The organism is Pseudomonas sp. ASL3 (assembly GCF_056680425.1).
Map to the genome: position 1 here is coordinate 5754674 of NZ_CM155281.1, position 20859 is coordinate 5775532.

Genomic DNA, 20859 nt, shown 5'->3' on the forward strand with positions numbered 1-20859 from the left:
AAATGGCCCCAAAAATCACGTGCGTGTATGATACCCGAGCTCTACCTAATTAGCTAAATCCGTGGTATTCGGGGCTTTTTTCATGCAAGCGTATCAGCGCGACTTCATTCGTTTTGCCATCGATCGTGGGGTTTTGCGCTTCGGTGAGTTCACTCTTAAATCTGGACGGACCAGTCCATACTTCTTCAATGCCGGCCTTTTCAACACCGGTTCTGCCTTGGCACAGATCGGTCGTTTCTACGCGGCGGCGGTGGTCGAGAGCGGCATTTCCTTCGACGTTCTGTTCGGCCCAGCGTACAAGGGCATTCCCCTGGCGACCACGACGGCCGTGGCGTTGGCTGAACATCATCAGCTCGATGTGCCTTACTGTTTCAACCGCAAGGAAGCCAAGGCTCACGGCGAAGGTGGAAGCCTGGTCGGTTCGCCGCTGGCGGGCGATGTGTTGATCATCGACGACGTGATCACCGCTGGTACGGCGATTCGTGAAGTCATGCAGATCATCAAGGACCAGGGCGCGAAGGCGGCCGGTGTGTTGATTGCCTTGAATCGTCAGGAGCGTGGCAACGGTGAGCTGTCGGCCATCCAGGAGGTCGAACGCGACTTCGGCATTCCGGTAGTCAGCATCGTGTCCTTGAATCAAGTTCTGCAATTTTTGGCCGATGACCCCCAGTTGAAGCAGCATTTGCCTGCGGTCGAAGCTTATCGGACGCAATACGGAATCTGAGGATGCTGCATTTATGCTCAAGCTGAGCGCAGTGGGGCTGTTATTGGGATTGGGTGTGATGACTGTTCAGGCGGCCGATAAACCGTCTGTTTTGCTCTATCGCTATGTCGACAACAAAGGAGGGACCGTTCTGGATCGTCAGGGCGTGCCGCCAGAGTACGCCGGCAAAGGCTATCAAGTGCTCAACGAGCGGGGGCGGGTGATCCAGGTCGTACCTCCCGCACCCACGGCTGACGAGCTTCAGCGTCAGCAAGCCGACAAGGCCCAGGCCGAGGCCAATGCGCAGTTGCTGCATCAGTACAGCAGCGTCGACGACGTTGATCGGGCCAAGGTTCGCAAACTGGCCGAGCTGGACACGTTGATCGCAGTGGCGCAGGGCAATCTGCAAAGCTTGAGCTCTCAGCAGAATACACTTCAGGGCCAGGCTGCCGATCAGGAGCGGGCCGGACGCGTAGTGCCGCAGCCGTTACTCGATCAGATGAACAGCCTGCGTGACGACCAGCAGAACCTCAAGGCTGAAATCCTTCGTTATCAGGAATCACGCAAACAGGCCGAAGCCGGTTTTGCCGATGACCGAACGCGGGTTCAGCAGTTGGTGCACTGACCAGGGGACAGATTAATTTTCGATGAAGCGCTGAAAATAAATCAGTCCCCTCGAACGACTCAGTGACGCTTGCGATTACTGATCAAAGTACCCACGCCGCTATCAGTGAAAATTTCCAGCAGGACGGCATTAGGCACGCGGCCATCGATGATATGCGAGCTGTTGACGCCGCCTTGCACCGCTTCCAGCGCGCAACGAATCTTCGGCAACATGCCACCGTAGATGGTGCCATCAGCGATCAGTTCATTGACCTGCTCGGTGGTCAGGCCGGTCAGGACCTGGCCTTGCTTGTCCATCAAGCCGGCGATGTTGGTCAGCAGGATCAACTTTTCAGCCTTGAGGGCTTCAGCTACTTTGCCGGCGACCAGGTCGGCATTGATGTTGTACGACTCACCATTGGGGCCGACGCCGATGGGCGCGATGACCGGGATGAAGTCGCCTTTGACCAGCATGTTCAGCAGGTCGGTATTGACCCCGACCACTTCGCCGACCTGGCCGATATCAATGATTTCCGGCGTGGTCATTTCTGGTGTTTGCCGAGTGACGGTGAGCTTTTTCGCGCGAATCAGCTCAGCGTCCTTGCCGGTCAGGCCGATGGCGCTGCCGCCATGGCGGTTGATCAGGTTGACGATGTCCTTGTTGACCTGGCCGCCCAACACCATCTCCACCACGTCCATGGTTTGCGCGTCAGTCACGCGCATGCCATCAATGAAATGGCTTTCGATCGACAGACGCTTGAGCAGGTCGCCAATTTGCGGGCCGCCGCCGTGAACCACTACCGGGTTGATACCGACTGCTTTCATCAGCACGATATCGCGCGCGAAGCCGGTTTTCAGCTCGTCGCTTTCCATAGCGTTGCCGCCGTATTTGATCACCAGCGTCTTGCCGACGAAGCGTCGTATGTAAGGCAGCGCTTCGGACAAAACCTTGGCGACGTTGGTAGCGGCATCACGTTCGAGGGTCATTCAGGGCTCCAGTGAATCCAAAAAATAAATCAAAACGGTAATTGAAGATCAGGGGCAACGTTTTTCAGCTGGGCGTGGAACACGTCCTTGATTCGTTGCAATTCGGCTTCAGTGTCGGCCTCGAAGCGTAATACCAGTACCGGCGTGGTATTGGAAGCGCGAACCAGACCCCAGCCTTTGGGGTAGTCCACTCGCACACCATCGATGCTGGTCAACTGAGCGTCGCCCCATTTGGCATCGCGTTGCAGCGCTTCAATGATGCTGAATTTGGTCACATCCGTCACATCGATATTGATTTCCGGGGTGGAAACATCATTTGGGAAGGTCGCGAACACTTCTTCAGCGGTGCCTTTTTCCTGGCTGAGGATTTCCAGCAGGCGGGCGGCGCTGTAGATGCCGTCGTCGAAACCGAACCAGCGCTCCTTGAAGAAGATATGACCGCTCATTTCGCCAGCCAGCAGCGCGCCGCTTTCCCTCATCTTCTTTTTGATCAACGAGTGACCGGTTTTCCACATGACCGGACGGCCACCGTAGCCACTGATCAACGGGGTCAGGCGTCGAGTGCATTTGACGTCGAAAATGATATCGGCACCGGGGTTGCGTGATACCACATCCTTAGCGAACAGCATCAACAGACGGTCCGGGAACACGATGTTGCCGGTGTTGGTCACTACGCCCACCCGGTCGCCGTCGCCATCAAAGGCCAGGCCGAGGTCGGCACCGGTTTCCTTGACCTTGGCGATCAAGTCGACGAGGTTTTCCGGTTTGCCCGGGTCCGGGTGATGGTTCGGGAAGTTGCCATCGACGTCGCAGAACAGCGGGATGACTTCGCAGTTCAGGGCTTCGATCAGTTGTGGGGCGATCACGCCGGCCGCGCCGTTGCCGCAGTCGACCACGACTTTCATGCGCCGTGCGAGGGCGATGTCGTTGGTGATCTGCTTGAAGTAACGATCAAGAATTTCGACCTTCTTGATGCTGCCTTTGCCAGTGGCCAGGTCATTGGTTTTCAGGCGCGTGTGCAGGGCCTGAATCTGTTCGTTGGCCAGGGTGTCACCAGCAATGACGATCTTGAAGCCGTTGTAGTCCGGCGGGTTGTGGCTGCCGGTGAGCATGACCCCGGACTTGCCGGCCAGTACGTTGGCGGCGTAGTAGAGCGCTGGGGTCGGCACAAGGCCTACGTCGCTGACGTGGCAGCCGCTATCGTGCAGCCCCTGAATCAGTTGTTGCACCAGCTCGGGTCCAGATAGGCGGCCGTCGCGGCCTACGGAGACGTGAGGCTCATTCTTGGCCAGGCTCTCGGAGCCGATGGCGCGACCGATCCAGTAAGCCGTTTCCGCGCTTAGGGTGTCTCCGACGACGCCCCGGATGTCGTAGGCGCGGAAGATATTGTCAGGGAGTTTGGGTGCCACGGAGGCTGGGCTACTCATAATTTGGGGGTGCTCCATTCTCAGGAAGTCCTGGTTTTCGTCGAGGATATCAATATCGAGAATATCGGTATCTTGAAACAGCGGATCGATCCACTCAGTACTCAGGGCATTGGGTTGAGTCGATGCCGGGGCAGTGCTTGTCGCTAAGTCATTATTGACGCGGGGTTTGCTGCTTGAGGCATCGAGAGCAGGGGGCGACGGAGCGTTGCGCAGCGAAAATCGGGCCAGGCTCTGTGCCAGTCCATTCAGGGCTGGCAGGCTTAATCCGAAGGCTTTGACGGCTTTTCCGCCGGAGAGTTCTTGAAGCAATTGGTCCAGTTGACGGGCATCTGCCGAAATGCGTCGCTGCAAAGCGCTGTCATTGAGGTACAGCCCAAGCACTGCGCCGACCAGCGCGACCAGCACCGCCAGCGCCAATAACAGCCAGGGCATGGGGGATTCGAGCGCCGATCCGGGGGTGAAGTCGAGTTTCCAGTTTGTCTGGCCAGTGTCGAATGCTTGCGATGAACTTGCTGCCGGCTGGCCGCGTTGCAGCAGGATTTGACCGGGGCTGGCGCCGAACTGCTGGGTCACTTTCACTTGGCCAATATCGGCAGGCAGTACCGGCAATGCACTCAGCACCCGTTGCAGGTCGAATGCCAGTAACAGCGTGCCTGCGATTGGCTCGCCGGGGTTCGCGCGCAATGGCGCAGCGCTGTAGACCAGCCAGCGATCACCCACTTTGCGCGCTTCAGGGGAGGGAATCTGGCCTTGCGCGGCTTTATTGAGCATGTCCAGCGTGGAGAAACTCACCGGCACCGCCCCCTGCGTATCCACTTCGGTCTGGCCGAGATGATTGAGCCGGGCGCCCATTACGCTATCGCGATAGCGCAGTTGGTTTTCGGCGTGGGTGATCGAGGAGGGGTCGTTGCTTTGCAGTGTTTGAACCAGCGCGCCATCGAGCGCAGCGGCTTGCGTATCGGCGTTCAGTTGCTTGAGTGCAAGGCCCAATGCGCTGGCCTGGCTGGAGCCCCAGGCCTGGCTGAGCCGGGGTTGCTGTTGCGTATGATTGAACAGCGCCAGCCCTAACAACGCGCTGGCTGCGATCAGGCCGATGACAGCCGACACAAGGCCAGGTGAAAGAGCACGCTGACCTGCAACCGAAGGCTGAACGTCCGGGGTTTGCGAGTGATCGCTTGCTGTGGCAGTGCGGTTAAAGCCTTTCACATAACCTCTCCCCGGTATTCATCCTGAATGAGTAAAGCATCTTTCCTGGGCCGTTTGACGTCTGTTGCGAGCCGCAAACGGTTGGGTCAGGGGTCTTGCCGAGTATCTCAGTGGCTACCGGAATGACCAAAACCGCCAGCGCCGCGCTGGCTTTCGTCGAACTCTTCGACCAATTCAAAGTGCGCCTGCACCACAGGCACGAGCACAAGTTGGGCGAGGCGTTCACCGATGGAAATCTTGAACGCGGTTTGGCCGCGATTCCAGCAGGACACCATTAACTCGCCTTGATAATCGGAGTCAATCAAGCCGACCAGATTGCCCAGGACGATGCCGTGTTTATGACCAAGGCCCGAGCGCGGCAGGATCAGCGCGGCGAGGCCAGGGTCGCCAATGTAGATCGACAGCCCAGTGGGGATCAGCAAGGTCTGGCCCGGCTCGATGAGTGTGTCCTCTTGCAGCATGGCGCGCAGGTCGAGACCGGCGGAGCCGGCAGTGGCGTAGGCCGGAAGAGGGAAGTCGCTACCAATGCGGGGGTCGAGGATCTTGGCTTGTAAAGCATGCATACGTGATTAAACCTGGTTCAGACGGTCGGCGATAAAAGTGATCAGCTGGCGGGCAATTTTGCCTTTGCTGGTCTGGGCGAAGAGTGTTTCATGCAGCGCTCGGTCGATCACGCTGCACGCATTCTCCTCGCTGTTGAAACCGATGCTGGGATTGGCAACATCGTTGGCGACGATCAGGTCAAGGTTCTTGTCCTTGAGCTTGCGTGCAGCATAGTCGAGTAAATGTTCGGTTTCGGCAGCGAAGCCGACACTGAACGGACGATCCGGGCGGCGGGCGATGGTGGCGAGAATGTCCGGGTTGCGGACCATCTGCAACAGTAGGCCGTCACCGTTGGTGGGGTCTTTTTTGAGTTTGTGCGGTGCAACCACTTCCGGGCGGTAATCGGCTACCGCGGCGGAAGCGATGAACAGATCGCAGGGAATCGAGGCTTCGCAGGCGGCGAGCATGTCGCGGGCGCTGACCACATCGATCCGGGTGACGCGGTCCGGGGTTTGCAGGTTGACCGGGCCGGTGATCAAGGTCACCCGTGCGCCGGCTTCAACTGCTGCTTCGGCCAAGGCAAAACCCATTTTTCCCGAGCTGTGGTTGGTGATGTAGCGCACCGGGTCGATGTTTTCCTGGGTCGGGCCGGCCGTGATCAGGACGTGCTTGCCGGTCAGCGACTCGCGCCGGAAACAATCGGCAGCACATTGCGCGAGGTCATCGGCCTCAAGCATGCGACCAAAGCCGACATCGCCGCAGGCCTGGCTGCCTGAGGCCGGGCCGAACAGGCGCATACCACGCTCTTCCAGCAATCGGGTGTTGGCCTGGGTCGCCGGGTCGCGCCACATCGCTTGATTCATTGCCGGCGCCAGGGCCACAGGGGCATCCGTGGCGAGCACTACGGTGGTCAACAGGTCATTGGCGATGCCTTGGGCCAGGCGCGCGATCAGGTCGGCGGTGGCCGGGGCAATCAGCACCAGATCAGCCCATTTGGCCAGCTCGATATGCCCCATGGCGGCTTCTGCGGCCGGGTCGAGCAAATCCATGTGCACCGGATTGCCGGACAGGGCTTGCATGGTCAGAGGGGTGATGAACTCACTGCCACCGCGGGTCATGACAACACGCACTTCTGCGCCCTGATCGAGCAACCGGCGGACCAGTTCGGCGCTCTTGTAGGCAGCAATGCCGCCGCCGACGCCGAGAACAATGCGTTTCCGATACAGCCGCTGCATAGGCCTGCCTTTTAGTCGAGTGAACGCGACGGCGATGACGCCTCCCCAGGCCAGGTCGCCGCGCAAAAAAGATGGGCTAAGATAGCACAGCGACCGCACCGGAACAGCGGCGCCCACACACATGGAGGTGCTATGAGCATTCGTGATTGGCCTGCGGCGGAACGCCCGCGGGAGAAGCTTCTTGAATTGGGGTCGGCGAGTCTTTCCGATGCCGAACTATTGGCGATTTTTTTGCGCACGGGTGTTACCGGCAAAAGCGCAGTGGACCTGGCGCGACACCTGTTGAAGCAATTTGGCAGCCTCAGATCCTTGCTGGAGGCCGACCTGAAAACCTTCAGTCAGGAGTTGGGGCTGGGCCCCGCGAAGTTCGCGCAGTTGCAGGCAGTCATGGAGATGTCCCGTCGGCACATGGCCGAACGCCTGAAGCGCGACTCAAGCCTGCACAATCCGCAAGATGTACGCGAATACCTCAAGGCGATGCTCAGGCATGAGCCCCACGAAGTCTTCGGCTGCCTGTTTCTGGACACCAAACACCGCGTTCTGGCGTTCGAGGCGTTGTTTCGTGGCTCCATCCGTTGCGCCGAGGTCCACCCCCGGCAGGTGGTCAAACGGGCCCTCGCGCACAACGCGGCGGCCTTGATTCTGTGCCACAACCATCCCTCCGGCATCACCGATCCAAGTCAGGCGGACCAAAAGCTGACCCGGTTGCTCAAAGACGCTCTGGACATGATTGACGTGGAGGTGCTCGATCACTTCATCATCGGTGATGGTGATCCGTTATCGATGGTTGAAGCCGGTTTGATGTGAGATGTACAGGCCGCGTTATGCGGGTGTGCGGCCTGTTTTTGTACAAAAGCATCCAGCGCGTTATTTCAGCGTGACGTGGGAAAAGTCCTGACGACCGAACGGACTGACCTGATAACCCTGTACGTCCTTGCGGGTCAATGCGGCGGCGGTCGGGTGCGCCAGCGGCAGCCACAACGCCTGTTGCTGGATCTGCGCCTGAGCCTGTTGATACAGCTTGCTGCGCTCAGTCTGATCGCTGGTGGCCTTGCCGGCGCTGATCAACGTGTCCAGGCCCTGATCGCAATAACGGGCGAAGTTGGTGCCGGATTTCACAGCGGCGCAGGAAAATTGCGGGGTCAGGAAGTTGTCCGGATCGCCGTTATCACCCGCCCAGCCCATGAACAGCAGGTCATGCTCGCCCGCCTTGGCGCGACGAATCAGTTCGCCCCATTCGATCACTTTGATCTCGGCCTTGATCCCGACCTTGGCCAGATCGTCCTGCAACAACTGCGCGCCGAGACTCGGGTTCGGGTTGAGCAGGCTGCCGGACGGACGGGTCCAGATGGTGGTTTTGAAACCGTCCTTCAGGCCGGCTTGGGTCAGTAATTCTCGGGCTTTGGCCGGGTCATGCTGATAGCCGGGAAGGTCTTTGGCGTAGCTCCAGGTGTTCGGTGGATAAGGACCCTTGGCCGCCTCGGCAGTGTCCTCGAACACGGCCTTGAGGTAGACGCTTCTATCGAAAGCGAGGTTGATCGCCTGACGCACTTCAGGCTTGTCCAGCGGTGGGTGCTGGCTGTTGATCGCGACGAAAGCGGTCATGAAGGCCGCATTTTTCTCGACGTTCAGCTTAGGGTCTTTGCTGGCGGCCTGGATATCCAGAGGCTTGGGTGACAGGGCGATCTGGCATTCGTTCTGGCGGACTTTCTGCAGGCGTACGTTGGCGTCCGGCGTGATCGCATACACCAGTGTGTCCACGGCAGGCTTGCCGGCGAAGTAATCCGGGTTGGCGTCGTAACGCACCACGGCGTCTTTCTGGAAGCGCTTGAACACGAACGGGCCGGTGCCGATGGGCTGGCTGTTGAGCTTTTCCGGGGTGCCGGCCTTGAGCAACTGCGCGGTGTATTCAGCGGAGTAGATCGACGCAAACCCCATGCTCAAGGTCGCCAGAAAGGTCGAGTCCGGGTGATCAAGGGTGAAGCGGACAGTCTGTGCGTCAGGTGCGTCGATCTTCTTGATCAGCGCGGGCAGCTGCATCGACTGCGCATGTGGGAAGCCGCTCTGGGCGACCTTGTGCCATGGGTTGGCCGGGTCGAGCATGCGCTGAAAGCTGAACTGCACGTCTTCTGCGGTCAGGTCGCGGGTCGGATTGAAATAATCGGTGTGGTGAAACTTCACGCCGGAGCGTAGTTTGAACGCGTAAGTCAGGCCATCGGCGGAAACCTCCCAGCTCTGGGCCAGACTGGGCACCACCTTGCCGCTTTGTGCGTCGAACTCCACCAAGCGATTCATCAGCACGTCGGCGGAGGCATTGGTGGTGGTCAGCGAGTTGTACTGCACCACGTCAAAGCCTTCAGGGCTGGCTTCGGTGCAGACACTGAGTGTGGTCGCCTGAGCCAGCAAAGGGCTGAGCAAGGGCGCGAGCAAAAGGGGGAGGGCTGCGAGGCGCATCATGGGACGCATGGCGATATTCCTGTCATATAAGGCCCCATCTGCAGGTGCAGTCTGGTGAGAGACTTACCCTAGACTATGCATCGGCGCAGGACAATCCGTCTGGTACGACGAGCGGTATATTTCCTGCCGTGCCCCGCACAGGCTGCTTCGGCAGGCCAAATGCAGAGTGCTCGAAGAAGGTAATGTGCGTGTGTTGTTGTTGCATCGCAGGGTTTCTGGTATAAAGCAGCGCTCTTTTCTAGGGGCCCGGTTCCTTCGTTTGTAGGTGTAGCCGGTAAGACCCCTAAAGAAACGCGGCGCCTGGCGCCAACTGAGAGATTAAGCGGCCAACCCATGCCGGGTTGGGCATGTGGTTTTAGAGGGCTGAGGCATGTCGAGAGTCTGTCAAGTTACCGGTAAGGGTCCGGTGACTGGGAATAACATTTCCCACGCAAACAACAAAACCCGTCGTCGTTTCCTGCCGAACCTGCAGCATCACCGCTTCTGGGTCGAGTCCGAGAATCGTTTTGTGCGTCTGCGCGTATCTGCTAAAGGCATGCGTATCATCGACAAGCGTGGCATTGATGTCATTCTTCTCGAAATTCGCGCCAATGGCGCTAAGGTCTAAGGGAGAAAATCATGCGTGAATTGATCCGTTTGGTGTCGAGCGCTAACACAGGCCATTTCTACACCACTGATAAGAACAAGCGCACCACTCCGGACAAAATCGAAATCAAAAAATTCGATCCGGTTGCTCGCAAGCACGTGATCTACAAAGAAGCCAAAATCAAGTAATTGATTCGTTTCTTACGAAAAAGCCCGCCTGAGAAGGCGGGCTTTTTCGTGTCTGATATTCCTGCCATGTCCGATGACAACGGCACGGCTCATCTCAGACCTTCTGCTCGAAAACCACGTATATCTTGCGACAGGCTTCCAGCACTTCCCAAGTGCCTTTGAAGCCCGCAGGAATCACGAAGCGATCGCCCGCCCGCAAGGTTTTTGCGTTGCCGTCCTCGTCGCGCAGCACCGATACGCCCTGCACGATTTCGCAATATTCATGCTCGGTGTAATTCACCGTCCATTGTCCGACTGCGCCTTCCCAAACGCCTGCGCTGAGCTGGCCGCAGGGGCTGTTGTAGTGGTTGTAGAGAATTTGCTCCGGGTTGCCCTTGAGGATTTTTTCTGACGCGGGCAGATAGTGCTCTGGCGTGGTATTGGCGTGGCTGAAATCGACAATATTTTCGATGCTCATGGTGTTTGCTCCCCGCAAGTGCGTTTTATGTTGATTAAAATGAACAACAGAACGCCGTTTGCCTTGAAGTGTCAAATATATTGGAAATTCCCCACTCACTTGGTTTAGGGTGGCGGTTGCCCTTGGCTGATGCCATCCGTATTCAAAAAACAACAGGAGGACACTCGTATGACCACCCTGACTCGTGCTGACTGGGAACAACGCGCCGGAGATCTGAAGATCGAAGGCCGTGCGTACATCAACGGTGAATACACCGCCGCCGTTTCCAACGCCACTTTCGAATGCATCAGCCCGGTCGATGGCCGCGTCCTGGCACAGATCGCCAGTTGCGATGCCGCCGACGCCCAGCGTGCTGTCGACAGCGCCCGCGCTACCTTCAACTCTGGCGTGTGGTCGCGTCTGGCTCCGGCCAAACGCAAATCTGTGATGATCCGTTTCGCTGGCCTGCTGAAGCAGAACGCTGAAGAATTGGCCCTGCTCGAAACCCTCGACATGGGCAAGCCAATCAGTGACTCGTTGCACATCGATGTCCCCGGTGCCGCCCAGGCGCTGAGCTGGAGCGGTGAAGCGATCGACAAGATTTACGACGAAGTTGCCGCCACGCCCCACGACCAACTGGGTCTGGTGACGCGTGAGCCGATCGGCGTCGTGGCGGCCATCGTGCCGTGGAACTTCCCGCTGATGATGGCGTGCTGGAAACTCGGCCCGGCGCTGTCCACCGGTAACTCGGTGATCCTCAAGCCTTCGGAAAAATCCCCGCTGACCGCCATCCGCATCGCCCAGCTGGCGGTTGAAGCCGGTATCCCGGCGGGCGTGCTCAACGTCCTGCCTGGTTATGGTCACACCGTGGGCAAAGCGCTGGCGTTGCACATGGACGTCGACACGCTGGTCTTCACCGGCTCGACCAAAATCGCCAAGCAACTGCTGATCTATTCCGGCGAGTCGAACATGAAGCGCGTCTGGCTGGAAGCCGGCGGCAAGAGCCCGAACATCGTGTTTGCCGATGCGCCGGACCTGCAAGCCGCCGCCGAGTCGGCCGCCGGCGCCATCGCCTTCAACCAGGGTGAAGTCTGTACCGCAGGTTCGCGTCTGTTGGTCGAGCGTTCGATCAAGGACCAGTTCCTGCCGCTGGTGATCGAAGCGCTCAAGACCTGGAAGCCAGGCAATCCGCTGGATCCACAAACCAACGTCGGTGCGCTGGTCGATACCCAGCAGATGAACACTGTGCTGTCGTACATCGAATCCGGTCACGCCGAAGGCGCCAGGCTGGTCGCCGGCGGCAAGCGCACGCTGCAGGAAACGGGCGGCACTTACGTTGAACCGACGATTTTCGACGGTGTGAGTAACGCGATGAAAATCGCTCAGGAAGAAATCTTCGGCCCAGTGCTGTCGGTGATTGCTTTCGATACCGTGGAAGAAGCCATCCAGATCGCCAACGACACGCCTTATGGCCTGGCTGCCGCGGTCTGGACTGCCAACCTGTCCAAAGCTCATCTGACGGCCAAGGCGCTGCGTGCCGGTAGCGTGTGGATCAACCAATACGATGGCGGCGACATGACTGCACCGTTCGGTGGCTTCAAGCAATCGGGCAACGGCCGCGATAAATCGCTGCATGCGTTCGACAAGTACACCGAGTTGAAGGCGACCTGGATCAAGTTGTAATTCAGGAATACCGCTTCGCAGGCAAGCCTGCTCCCACAGAGGATTGCGTATTTCCTGTGCAGACTGTGTGAAAACCTGGCAATTCTTGCAACGGTCTAAGAAAATGCCTTCATCGGAAGATTGGGGGCATTTTTGTGGCATACATCCAAGGCATAGCGCGCGATCAGAGCAGTCTTTTTCCGGTGTCGCTGGAAGAATCCATTCCGGTAGACCACTTGGTCAGAGTCATTGATGCCTATGTCACCCAGCTCAATCTGCGGGAGCTGGGATTCGACAAGGCTGTCCTCAAGGGCAACGGGCGCCCGCCCTATGATCCGGCAGACCTGCTCAAACTTTATCTCTACGGCTATTTCCTCAGCATCCGTTCGTCACGCCGCCTCGAAGCCGAATGCCTGCGCAACATCGAAGTCATGTGGCTGCTCAATCAGCTCGCACCTGACTTCAAAACCATCGCCGATTTCCGCAGAGACAACGGTGCCGCATTCGCCGCCATCTGCCGACTCTTCATTCTTTTTTGCCGTGAAGTGGGGCTAATCGCCGGCAAGCTGGTTGCTATCGACGGCAGCAAATTCAAAGCCGTGGCCTCCAAGCGCCGTCATATGAGCCTCAAGCACCTTAAGCGCGATGAGGAAATACTGAACAAGAAGATTACCCAGTACCTGGCGGAGCTTGATCGGGCGGACAAAGACGACGCCGATCAGCCTGTGGATAAGCAGAAAGTCAAAGCCGCTTTGGCCCGTCTGAGCAACAAACGAGACAACAACCTGACCCGTCAGCAGGTGATGAAGGCGCTGGAAGTCGAGCAGTTCATCAGCACCGAAAGCGAGGCGCGGATGATGCGGGCGCCGCAAGGCATGGCCGTGGCGTACAACGTGCAGACGGCGGTGGATGCCGAGAACGGCTTGATCCTGCACCACGAAGTGACTCAGGACGGCGATGACCGCAAACAGCTTGAACCCATGGCCAAAGCGGCTAAAGAAGTACTGCAACAGTCAGAGCTGACGGTAGTGGCCGATGCCGGATATTCCCACGGCAAACAATTCCAGGCCTGTGAAGACGCGGGTATCACGGCGTATGTGCCGCTGAATCGAACGATCAACACGCGGGGCGGGGACGTAAAATTCTTTGACCGCACCCAGTTTACGTATGAGGCCCTGGACGATCAGTACCGGTGCCCGAATGGCAAGCTACTGACGCTGACGCAACTGAATCGCGGCACGCGTATTTACCACGCACTGCCCAGTGACTGCGCCCACTGCCCGCTGAAAAGTCAGTGCACCAAGACCTCCCGCCGGAAAGTAACGCGGCATGCGCATGAGGCCGCTTTTGAGCGAATGGAGCAGCGCATGCAGGCGCATCCGGAGAAGATGGTTGAACGAAGGTCCATCGTTGAACACCCCTTCGGCAACCTCAAGCAATGGATCATGGGCAATGGACGGTTCTTGCTACGCCAACTGAAAGGCGCGCGAATAGAGATGTCGCTGGCGGTGCTTGCCTATAACTTTAAAAGGGCGATCAATGTGCTGGGTGCGCGTGAAATGATGGCGAAGATGGGCTAAGCAGCCTTTTTTTGCGCCTGACAAACGTCCCAGGACTGGCCATGGAGCGCTCAAAACGCTTTGTCCCGGCGACGTGAAAACGAACAGCGATGATTTCGGGATCAAAGGCCAAAAACCAACGCCCCGACAAGTCGGGGCGTTGGTTTGAAACATGATCGTCAGGTTTTCACACAGCCTGTGTGAGAGCAGGCTTGCAACTACGCGTCCTGCTGCGAAAGCGGTATGTCAGGCACCAAAAACAGCCGGGCTCTCCACATCAGGAAGCCCGGCTGTGTTGTTTTGACCACCGACATAAAGTTATCCACAGGAGCGTGGGCAATGCGTTGGGGTACTTATTTCGCTGTTTTGGCCTCGGTCTTGAGTGTTGGATTGGCGCTGGGCGTGAGCATGCCGCTGGTGTCCTTGCGGTTGGAAAGCTGGGGCTATGGCTCTTTCGCCATTGGGGTGATGGCGGCAATGCCGGCTATTGGTGTGTTGGCCGGGGCCAGCATGGCCAGCCGCCTCGCGGCGCGTTTCGGAACGCCACTGTTGATGCGCCTGTGCTTGTGGGCCGGGGCGCTGTCCATCGGTTTGCTGGCCTTGTTGCCGAGCTATCCGGTCTGGGTGGTGTTGCGCCTGTTGATCGGGGTCATCCTGACCATCGTTTTCATTCTCGGCGAAAGCTGGATCAATCAACTGGTGGTCGAGCGTTGGCGCGGCCGTTTGGTGGCGCTGTATGGCAGCAGTTATGCCCTGAGCCAACTGGCCGGCCCGCTGCTGTTGGGCGTGATCGGCACTGAGGCGGATTACGGATTCTGGGTCGGGGTGGTGCTGTTGCTGAGTTCGCCGCTGTTGCTGCTGGGACGTACCGGTGCGCCCAGCACCGAAGCTTGCAGTGTCACCTTCAATGACCTATTTGGCTTCTGTCGAGGCTTGCCGGCGATTGCCTGGGCGGTGGCACTGTTTGCGGCGTTCGAGGCGATGATCCTGACGTTACTGCCGATCTACTGCCTGCGTCAGGGCTTTACCCCGGAAGTCGCGATGTTCATGGTCAGCACAGTGGTGGTCGGCGATGCGCTGCTGCAACTGCCGATTGGCGCTCTCGCTGACAGGATTTCCCGGCGCACGCTGTTTTCGGGCTGTGCCCTGTTGTTGATGGTGTCGAGTCTGGCGATTCCGTTGTTGCTCGATACCGTACTGATCTGGCCGGTTTGGGTGCTCTTTGGCGCCAGCGCCGGTGGGTTGTTTACCTTGTCGCTGATTCTGATCGGCGAGCGTTATCGTGATGATGCACTGGTTCGTGCCAACGCCCACGTCGCCCAGCTTTGGGGGATTGGTTGCTTGCTCGGGCCGTTGGCCGCCGGTGCGGGCAGCCAATGGGTCAGCGGGCATGCTTTGCCGTTGCTGATGGCGGCAGGTGCGCTTGGTCTGGTGATCCTGTCGCTGCGTCGTGACGCATTTGGCGAGCAGCCGGCAGTGGCTTAAAGCATCTTTCTTGAGTCGTTCGCGGGTAATCCGACCCAAGCTCCCTAGCGCAGCAGATGCACCACCAAGCCAATGAGCGCGCAGGCAATCAGTACTTGAATGACGCCACGTTTGAAGCGAAACAAGGCGATAGCCGCCGCAATCGCTATTAGCGCTGATGGCCAATCGAGGTTGCCGCTGAAACCTTTGGGCCACAGCACGTGATAGCCGAAGAACACCGCCAGATTGAGAATCACCCCAACCACGGCGGCAGTAATTCCGGTGAGAGGCGCAGTGAATTTGAGTTCGTTGTGAGTCGACTCCACCAGCGGGCCACCGACGAGGATGAACAAGAACGAAGGCAGGAAGGTGAACCACGTCACCAGACTGGCCGCGACCGCTCCGGCGAGAAATACATGCTCGGCACCGAAGACCTGCAGGACATAGGCGCCAATGAAGCCGACAAAAGCCACCACCATGATCAACGGCCCAGGGGTGGTTTCACCCAGGGCCAAGCCATCAATCATTTGTGTGGGTGCCAGCCAGCCATAGTGGCCGACCGCGCCTTGATAAACGTAGGGAAGGACTGCATAGGCACCGCCAAAGGTCAGCAGCGCCGCCTTGGTAAAGAACCAGCCCATCTGGGTCAAGGTGCCTTCCCAGCCAAAGAGGGCGGTCAAGAGTCCCATCGGCAAAGCCCACAATATCGCTCCGACGCTTATCAGCACTGCCAGTTTCAACCAGCTAAATCGGGCATGTTCAGGCGACGGGGTATCGTCATCAATCAATGCCAGACCAAAGGACTTTTTGGCGGCGCTGTGGCCTCCGGTTCTGAACTTCTCGGGAGCAAAACGTCCGCCAAGGTAGCCGAGCAAAGCCGCACCCAGCACGATCAGCGGGAAGGGAACATTGAGCGCAAATATCGCAGCGAATGAAGCTGCCGCTATTGCCCACAGCCAATTATTCTTCAGCGCCCGGGAACCGATTCGATGGGCCGCGTGCACCACGATGGCCGTCACGGCGGGCTTGATGCCATAGAAAAGTCCCGCCACTACGGGTACTTCGCCAAAGGCGATATACATCCAGGACAATGCAATCAGGATGAACAGAGAGGGCAGTACAAAGAGCAGGCCGGCGATTATCCCACCCCAGGTTCGATGCATCAGCCAGCCGATGTAGGTGGCCAACTGCTGCGCTTCTGGCCCTGGCAACAACATGCAGTAGTTGAGGGCATGCAGAAACCGCCGCTCCGAAATCCAGCGCCGGCGTTCTACCAACTCCTGGTGCATGATCGAGATCTGTCCGGCTGGCCCGCCGAAGCTGATAAAACCCAGCTTCAGCCAGAACCAGAACGCCTCCTGCAAACTGATGGCTTCAGGTCGAGGAAGATCAGGCTCAACTGCTGATTGAGAGACTTCACTCACCGGGATTCTCCTCTCTCGCGAAACCTGCGAGCAGCCCATCGAAAATGGCGCTTGCGGCAGTCAGCAGTTGGTCATCATGGAAAATGGTTTCGCGTAGCCCTGCCAGTACCCGCTCAATTCCATCGGCTTCAACCGGTTGAATGCCACCGACATCGAGGTAATGCACCAGAGCTGCTATACGGCTGAGGCCGGGCTCGTTGAGTTCAAAACTGGCTTGGATGGTTTCGAAGGTCACACGGTTGCCGACATGACTGAAGGTTGCATCATCGAAGTCGAAACCCAGTGCATCCAGCGGGCAATCCTGTGGGCTGTCCAGCCAGAGGATTTGAGCGTACGGGTCAATGAAGCGCCGGATCAGCCAGGCACAGGCCAGTCGGTCGACCCATGGCCGCTTACGCGTTGCCCAACTGCGCCCTTGATAGTCGCTACGGCTCAACACCGTGATGGGTTGGTCACGACTGCTGGGTTCATCCGCTGACAGGGTTCGACTGACTGCGGTCTCAAGCGCCTGCAAAGCTGCATCGACCTGCTGTTTGCGCTTGCCCGGAAAGTAATCAATGTTCGCCAACTGACTGTAGGTTTTACGCAGTTTGCGGATTTGCTTGGTGGTGGCCAACGCATTCTCGGCATTGAGCTGTGCACGACACTCTTCGATCTCCGCATTCAGCTTGCTGTAGTCATCGCTACGGTCGAACAGCTCGATAAAGCGTTTGCCGTCCGGGTCTTGAACGGGCAGCAGATAAGCAGTGCCATTGATGGCCAGGATATCTCGCTCGACAGATGCCAAGGCCTCTCGACAGGCATCGTTATCTGGCAAAAGGTAGACGCCGTCGCGTAACACTGCCGCGCCGCTGGACTTCAAGGCACGCCAGGCACGCATGCGGTCAGTAGCGTTTGCTGTAGGCAAGCCGAGGACGAGAGTGAGCCAGTTTTTCATGTAGATTATGAATCATTATTTGTAGATGATTCTACATTAGTACGGATTCGTGAAATTTGGAAGCGTTCGCCGCGAAGCCAGTTGTTCTTCGATTCATCCAAAAACCGCAACACAGCGCGTTGGACCGCATTGCGGGCAAAAATCAGCCAACTGCTGATCCCGTCTCAGCGAGCAGACGAACAATGGTCGAACCCACTTTGCGCACCGCGTCCTCGATCTGTGTCGTTGGCTTGGCGGCATAGTTCATGCGCAGGCAATTTCGGTACTTGCCGGACGCCGAGAAAATACTCCCCACTGCGACCTGCACACCTTGGTCCAGCAATGCGCGATTCAGACGCAACGTGTCGAAGTCTTCCGCCAGCTCGACCCACAGCATAAAACCGCCCTGTGGCCGGCTGACGCGGGTGCCTTGCGGGAAATAACGCATCACCCAGTCGGTCATCTGATCGCGGCCGCGCTGATATTGCCCGCGCATCCGCCGCATGTGTGGTTCGTAGTGCCCGCCCTGGAGGAATTCGGCAATCGCCAGTTGCGGTTGGGTGGCGGTGGAGCCGGTGCTGATGTACTTCATGTGCAGCACCCGTTCCAGATAACGCCCAGGCGCGACCCAGCCAATACGCAGGCCCGGCGCCAGGGTTTTCGAAAACGAGCTGCACAGCAGGACGCGGCCGTCTTCGTCGAAGGATTTGATCGTCCGTGGCCGAGGATAGTTGTAGGCCAGATCGCCATACACATCGTCTTCGATGATCGCCACGTCGAAGCGCTGGGCCAGGGTCAGCAGGGCCCGCTTGCGTGCCTCGGGCATGATGTAGCCCAATGGATTGTTGCAGTTGGGGGTCAGTTGAATAGCCTTGATCGGCCACTGTTCCAGCGCCAGTTCCAGTGCCTCGAGGCTGATGCCGGTGATCGGGTCGGTGGGGATTTCCAGGGCTTTCATGTTCAGACCCTTGAGCGTCTGCATGGCCCCGTGAAAGCTCGGTGAATCCACGGCCACGATGTCGCCGGGTTCGCAAATAGCGCGGATGCTGGTGGACAGCGCTTCATGGCAGCCGGTGGTGATTACCAGGTCGCTGGCCGTGAGCTGGCATCCGGAATCCAGCAACAGGCGCGCAACCTGATCGCGCAGGCATTGAGTGCCACAGATGTTGTCGTAATACAGCCCCGGCATGTCTTGGCGCCGACTGATCTTGGCAAGCGAGCGCAGCAGGGGTTTGAGCGTCGGGCTGCTGACGTCTGGCATGCCGCGTCCTAGTTGGATCACGTTGGCATTGGGCACGCGGCGGATCAACTCGAGTACTTGCTCCCATTGGGAGATTTCTACGGGCCGTTGTGTAGGTCGTCCCACCACAGGCAGGGCAGGAATCGTACGCCCGACCGGAACGAAATAACCTGATTTAGGTTTCGGCGCCGCCAGCCCGTGATCTTCCAGCAAGCGATACGCCTGCTGCACGGTACTCAGGCTGACCCCGTGTTCCAGGCTCAGCGCGCGGACCGAGGGCAGCCGGTCTCCAGGGCGATAAAAACCGTTTTCAATGCGGGCGCCGAGCAGTTCGGCGAGATTGACATAAAGCGTCATGACGTACTCTCGATGGCTATCGACTCAGTTGACCAGTACAGATGCCGTTAAAATACAGGATTCAGCCTCATGAGCGAGCTGTCTGTATGGAAATAATAAGGTTTTTTTGAATCTGTAATGGATTTGCTCAGCCCTTCATCATGAAGCCACACGACAACGGTGATGGAGGGATCGAGAAATGAACGGGTTGAGCGATGTACGGCTGACGCTGCGTAGCCAGGAACTGCTGGAAGAGCAGGCGCCTTCCATACGGATGAGCTGCTCGCCTGCCTCTTCGGCATTTGCCAGCCGCTGGAGTGTGTTCCGTCATCGCTGGGTGACCCGCAAAACATTGCTCGACCTGGATGCCGACCAGCTTCGCGACATTGGCATCAGTCGAGAGCAGGCACGGGCCGAGGGCCTGAAGCCGTTCTGGAGAGTTTGATCTGCGTCTTGCGGTCAGCGCAGCTCTTTCAAGCGATGCCAGAGCATGCCCAGCGCCAGCAAGGGTGAGCGCAGGAGTTTACCGCCGGGGAAGGTGATGTGCGGCACCTTGGCGAACAGCTCGAAACCGCCACTGTGCTGGCCGCTGATGGCTTCTGCCAACAACTTGCCGGCCAGGTGCGTGGCGTTCACTCCATGGCCGGCATAGGCTTGGGCGTAGAACACATTGGGTTGGTCTTCGAGTCGCCCGATCTGCGGCAGACGGTTGGCGCCGATGCCGATCATACCGCCCCATTGGTAGTCGATCTTGACCCCGGCCAGCTGCGGAAAAACGTCCAGCATTTTTGGCCGCATGTAGGCCGCAATGTCCTGCGGGTCGCGCCCCGAGTAATGACAGGCGCCGCCGAACAGCAGGCGTCGGTCGGCTGAAAGCCGGTAATAATCCACCGCCACGCGCTGGTCGCAGACCGCCATGTTTTGCGGCAGCAACTCATGGGCCTGCGCTTCGCTGAGCGGCTCGGTGGCGATGATGTAGCTGCCTGCAGGCAGCACTTTACCGCTGAGTTCCGGGTTCAGATCATTCAGGTAGGCATTGCAGCCCAGCACCAGGGTGTCGGCGCGCACCGAGCCTTGAGCGGTATGAACGCGGACCTGCGGGCCATACTCGATCCGTGTCACCGCCGAGTGTTCGAACAGCTGGGCGCCCAGTGCGCGCGCGACTGCTGCTTCGCCCAACGCCAGGTTCAGCGGATGCAAGTGCCCGGAGCCCATGTCGATCAGGCCGCCGACGTAACGGTCCGAGCCCACCACACTGCGCATCTGTCCCGCTTGCAGCAGCCGCAGCTCATGGCGGTAACCCAGGCTGCGCAATTCGTCGGCAGCTTCGGCTAAACCGACGAGATCGCGCGGTTTGTTGGCGAGATCGCAATAACCCCAGGTCAGATCGCAGTCGATCTGGTAGCGCTCGATACGCTGGCGCACGATGTCCACCGCCTCCAGACCCATGAGCTTCATCTGGCGTACGCCGTCGCTGCCTATCACGCTGCTGAATTGCTCGAGGCCATGGCCGATGCCGCGGATTAGTTGCCCACCATTGCGTCCGCTGGCCCCCCAGCCGATTTTGCGCGCCTCCAGCAACGCCACGCTCAAGCCGCGCTCCACCAGTTCAATCGCCGTGTTCAGCCCGGAAAAACCGCCGCCAACCACGCACACGTCGGCCTTCAACTCGCCCGTCAGCAGCGGGTGATCCGGTTGCGGATGGCTGCTGGCTGCGTAATAAGAGGCGGCGTGTTGATCGTTGGCGGTCGGCTGCAGAAGCCGGGCGTTCATGTGGTCCATCCTGAGTGCTGTGCTTGGAAAACTTTACGCAGCATAGGCGTGAGCTGAGCGGACGAGCAAGGTTCGGCCGGGCGGCGCTGTCCCGTGGGGCCCAACTGAGGCAAA

At 58.6% G+C, this 20859-nt stretch carries 19 protein-coding genes; 9 read left to right on the forward strand and 10 right to left on the reverse strand.

Annotation, left to right across the window (positions count from 1 at the left end; genetic code table 11):
* Nucleotides 1-82 precede the first annotated feature (82 nt).
* Nucleotides 83-724: an orotate phosphoribosyltransferase gene (gene pyrE / locus AC1MEE_RS26285; RefSeq protein ID WP_480412408.1), complete on the forward strand. Its 642-nt coding sequence runs from the start codon at nucleotides 83-85 to the stop codon at nucleotides 722-724.
* 13 nt (nucleotides 725-737) lie between these two features.
* The gene (locus AC1MEE_RS26290) at nucleotides 738-1328 is read left to right on the forward strand and encodes a DUF4124 domain-containing protein (protein WP_480412409.1); all 591 of its coding nucleotides are present in this window, start codon (nucleotides 738-740) and stop codon (nucleotides 1326-1328) included.
* 59 nt (nucleotides 1329-1387) lie between these two features.
* Here the strand turns inward: AC1MEE_RS26290 and argB are convergent, their stop codons facing one another.
* From argB to coaBC, 4 genes are all read right to left on the reverse strand, one after another.
* A complete protein-coding gene (gene argB / locus AC1MEE_RS26295; RefSeq protein WP_480412410.1) occupies nucleotides 1388-2293 on the reverse strand; it encodes an acetylglutamate kinase in 906 nt (301 codons plus the stop codon).
* A gap of 29 nt (nucleotides 2294-2322) precedes the next feature.
* A complete protein-coding gene (locus AC1MEE_RS26300; RefSeq protein ID WP_480412411.1) occupies nucleotides 2323-4926 on the reverse strand; it encodes a phosphomannomutase/phosphoglucomutase in 2604 nt (867 codons plus the stop codon).
* Between the two features lie 107 nt (nucleotides 4927-5033).
* Complete coding sequence (gene dut, locus AC1MEE_RS26305; RefSeq protein ID WP_480412412.1) at nucleotides 5034-5489, reverse strand: dUTP diphosphatase; 456 nt, start codon at nucleotides 5487-5489, stop codon at nucleotides 5034-5036.
* A gap of 6 nt (nucleotides 5490-5495) precedes the next feature.
* Nucleotides 5496-6704, reverse strand: coding sequence for a bifunctional phosphopantothenoylcysteine decarboxylase/phosphopantothenate--cysteine ligase CoaBC (coaBC, locus tag AC1MEE_RS26310; protein ID WP_480412413.1), 1209 nt, complete (start codon nucleotides 6702-6704; stop codon nucleotides 5496-5498).
* 132 nt (nucleotides 6705-6836) lie between these two features.
* On the opposite strand from coaBC, the gene radC reads away from it, so the two are divergent.
* Complete coding sequence (radC, locus tag AC1MEE_RS26315) at nucleotides 6837-7511, forward strand: RadC family protein (RefSeq protein ID WP_480412414.1); 675 nt, start codon at nucleotides 6837-6839, stop codon at nucleotides 7509-7511.
* Between the two features lie 60 nt (nucleotides 7512-7571).
* On the opposite strand, the gene AC1MEE_RS26320 is transcribed toward radC, so the two are convergent.
* Nucleotides 7572-9158: an ABC transporter substrate-binding protein gene (locus AC1MEE_RS26320; protein WP_480416349.1), complete on the reverse strand. Its 1587-nt coding sequence runs from the start codon at nucleotides 9156-9158 to the stop codon at nucleotides 7572-7574.
* A gap of 373 nt (nucleotides 9159-9531) precedes the next feature.
* On the opposite strand from AC1MEE_RS26320, the gene rpmB reads away from it, so the two are divergent.
* Nucleotides 9532-9768 (forward strand): 50S ribosomal protein L28, encoded by a 237-nt coding sequence (rpmB, locus tag AC1MEE_RS26325; RefSeq protein ID WP_219063049.1) that lies wholly within the window; start codon nucleotides 9532-9534, stop codon nucleotides 9766-9768.
* An 11-nt stretch (nucleotides 9769-9779) separates the two neighbouring features.
* A complete protein-coding gene (rpmG, locus tag AC1MEE_RS26330) occupies nucleotides 9780-9935 on the forward strand; it encodes a 50S ribosomal protein L33 (protein ID WP_219063048.1) in 156 nt (51 codons plus the stop codon).
* A gap of 94 nt (nucleotides 9936-10029) precedes the next feature.
* Here the strand turns inward: rpmG and AC1MEE_RS26335 are convergent, their stop codons facing one another.
* Nucleotides 10030-10392 carry a cupin domain-containing protein gene (locus AC1MEE_RS26335; protein ID WP_480412415.1) on the reverse strand — a complete coding sequence of 121 codons (363 nt, stop codon included), beginning with the start codon at nucleotides 10390-10392 and terminating at the stop codon, nucleotides 10030-10032.
* A 168-nt stretch (nucleotides 10393-10560) separates the two neighbouring features.
* Between AC1MEE_RS26335 and AC1MEE_RS26340 the strand changes: the two genes are divergently transcribed.
* The 3 genes from AC1MEE_RS26340 to AC1MEE_RS26350 all read left to right on the forward strand — a co-directional run bounded on the left by AC1MEE_RS26340 (nucleotide 10561) and on the right by AC1MEE_RS26350 (nucleotide 15077).
* Entirely contained in the window at nucleotides 10561-12054 is a 1494-nt protein-coding gene (locus tag AC1MEE_RS26340; RefSeq protein WP_480412416.1) for an aldehyde dehydrogenase, read from the forward strand.
* Between the two features lie 134 nt (nucleotides 12055-12188).
* The gene (locus AC1MEE_RS26345; protein ID WP_480410535.1) at nucleotides 12189-13613 is read left to right on the forward strand and encodes an IS1182 family transposase; all 1425 of its coding nucleotides are present in this window, start codon (nucleotides 12189-12191) and stop codon (nucleotides 13611-13613) included.
* 318 nt (nucleotides 13614-13931) lie between these two features.
* Nucleotides 13932-15077: an MFS transporter gene (locus AC1MEE_RS26350; protein WP_480412417.1), complete on the forward strand. Its 1146-nt coding sequence runs from the start codon at nucleotides 13932-13934 to the stop codon at nucleotides 15075-15077.
* A gap of 44 nt (nucleotides 15078-15121) precedes the next feature.
* On the opposite strand, the gene chrA is transcribed toward AC1MEE_RS26350, so the two are convergent.
* From chrA to AC1MEE_RS26365, 3 genes are all read right to left on the reverse strand, one after another.
* A complete protein-coding gene (gene chrA, locus AC1MEE_RS26355) occupies nucleotides 15122-16480 on the reverse strand; it encodes a chromate efflux transporter (RefSeq protein WP_480412418.1) in 1359 nt (452 codons plus the stop codon).
* The gene (locus AC1MEE_RS26360) at nucleotides 16473-17417 is read right to left on the reverse strand and encodes a chromate resistance protein ChrB domain-containing protein (RefSeq protein ID WP_480412419.1); all 945 of its coding nucleotides are present in this window, start codon (nucleotides 17415-17417) and stop codon (nucleotides 16473-16475) included. Before AC1MEE_RS26360 ends, chrA begins: the two co-directional genes overlap by 8 nt.
* A 142-nt stretch (nucleotides 17418-17559) precedes the next feature.
* On the reverse strand, nucleotides 17560-18993 hold the full coding sequence (locus tag AC1MEE_RS26365) for an aminotransferase-like domain-containing protein (RefSeq protein WP_480412420.1): 1434 nt from the start codon (nucleotides 18991-18993) through the stop codon (nucleotides 17560-17562).
* A 178-nt stretch (nucleotides 18994-19171) separates the two neighbouring features.
* Between AC1MEE_RS26365 and AC1MEE_RS26370 the strand changes: the two genes are divergently transcribed.
* Nucleotides 19172-19417: a DUF1127 domain-containing protein gene (locus AC1MEE_RS26370; protein WP_480412421.1), complete on the forward strand. Its 246-nt coding sequence runs from the start codon at nucleotides 19172-19174 to the stop codon at nucleotides 19415-19417.
* A gap of 14 nt (nucleotides 19418-19431) precedes the next feature.
* Here AC1MEE_RS26370 and AC1MEE_RS26375 read toward each other — a convergent pair whose 3' ends face one another.
* On the reverse strand, nucleotides 19432-20745 hold the full coding sequence (locus AC1MEE_RS26375) for an NAD(P)/FAD-dependent oxidoreductase (RefSeq protein WP_480412422.1): 1314 nt from the start codon (nucleotides 20743-20745) through the stop codon (nucleotides 19432-19434).
* Nucleotides 20746-20859 lie beyond the last annotated feature (114 nt).

Bases quoted from the DNA above. Each gene is read 5' to 3' on its own strand.
- pyrE (WP_480412408.1), top strand. From the start codon at position 83: ATGCAAGCGTATCAGCGCGACTTCATTCGTTTTGCCATCGATCGTGGG.
- AC1MEE_RS26290 (WP_480412409.1), top strand. From the start codon at position 738: ATGCTCAAGCTGAGCGCAGTGGGGCTGTTATTGGGATTGGGTGTGATG.
- argB (WP_480412410.1), bottom strand. From the start codon at position 2,293: ATGACCCTCGAACGTGATGCCGCTACCAACGTCGCCAAGGTTTTGTCC.
- dut (WP_480412412.1), bottom strand. From the start codon at position 5,489: ATGCATGCTTTACAAGCCAAGATCCTCGACCCCCGCATTGGTAGCGAC.
- coaBC (WP_480412413.1), bottom strand. From the start codon at position 6,704: ATGCAGCGGCTGTATCGGAAACGCATTGTTCTCGGCGTCGGCGGCGGC.
- radC (WP_480412414.1), top strand. From the start codon at position 6,837: ATGAGCATTCGTGATTGGCCTGCGGCGGAACGCCCGCGGGAGAAGCTT.
- AC1MEE_RS26320 (WP_480416349.1), bottom strand. From the start codon at position 9,158: ATGCGCCTCGCAGCCCTCCCCCTTTTGCTCGCGCCCTTGCTCAGCCCT.
- rpmB (WP_219063049.1), top strand. From the start codon at position 9,532: ATGTCGAGAGTCTGTCAAGTTACCGGTAAGGGTCCGGTGACTGGGAAT.
- rpmG (WP_219063048.1), top strand. From the start codon at position 9,780: ATGCGTGAATTGATCCGTTTGGTGTCGAGCGCTAACACAGGCCATTTC.
- AC1MEE_RS26335 (WP_480412415.1), bottom strand. From the start codon at position 10,392: ATGAGCATCGAAAATATTGTCGATTTCAGCCACGCCAATACCACGCCA.
- AC1MEE_RS26340 (WP_480412416.1), top strand. From the start codon at position 10,561: ATGACCACCCTGACTCGTGCTGACTGGGAACAACGCGCCGGAGATCTG.
- AC1MEE_RS26350 (WP_480412417.1), top strand. From the start codon at position 13,932: ATGCGTTGGGGTACTTATTTCGCTGTTTTGGCCTCGGTCTTGAGTGTT.
- AC1MEE_RS26360 (WP_480412419.1), bottom strand. From the start codon at position 17,417: ATGAAAAACTGGCTCACTCTCGTCCTCGGCTTGCCTACAGCAAACGCT.
- AC1MEE_RS26365 (WP_480412420.1), bottom strand. From the start codon at position 18,993: ATGACGCTTTATGTCAATCTCGCCGAACTGCTCGGCGCCCGCATTGAA.
- AC1MEE_RS26370 (WP_480412421.1), top strand. From the start codon at position 19,172: ATGAACGGGTTGAGCGATGTACGGCTGACGCTGCGTAGCCAGGAACTG.
- AC1MEE_RS26375 (WP_480412422.1), bottom strand. From the start codon at position 20,745: ATGAACGCCCGGCTTCTGCAGCCGACCGCCAACGATCAACACGCCGCC.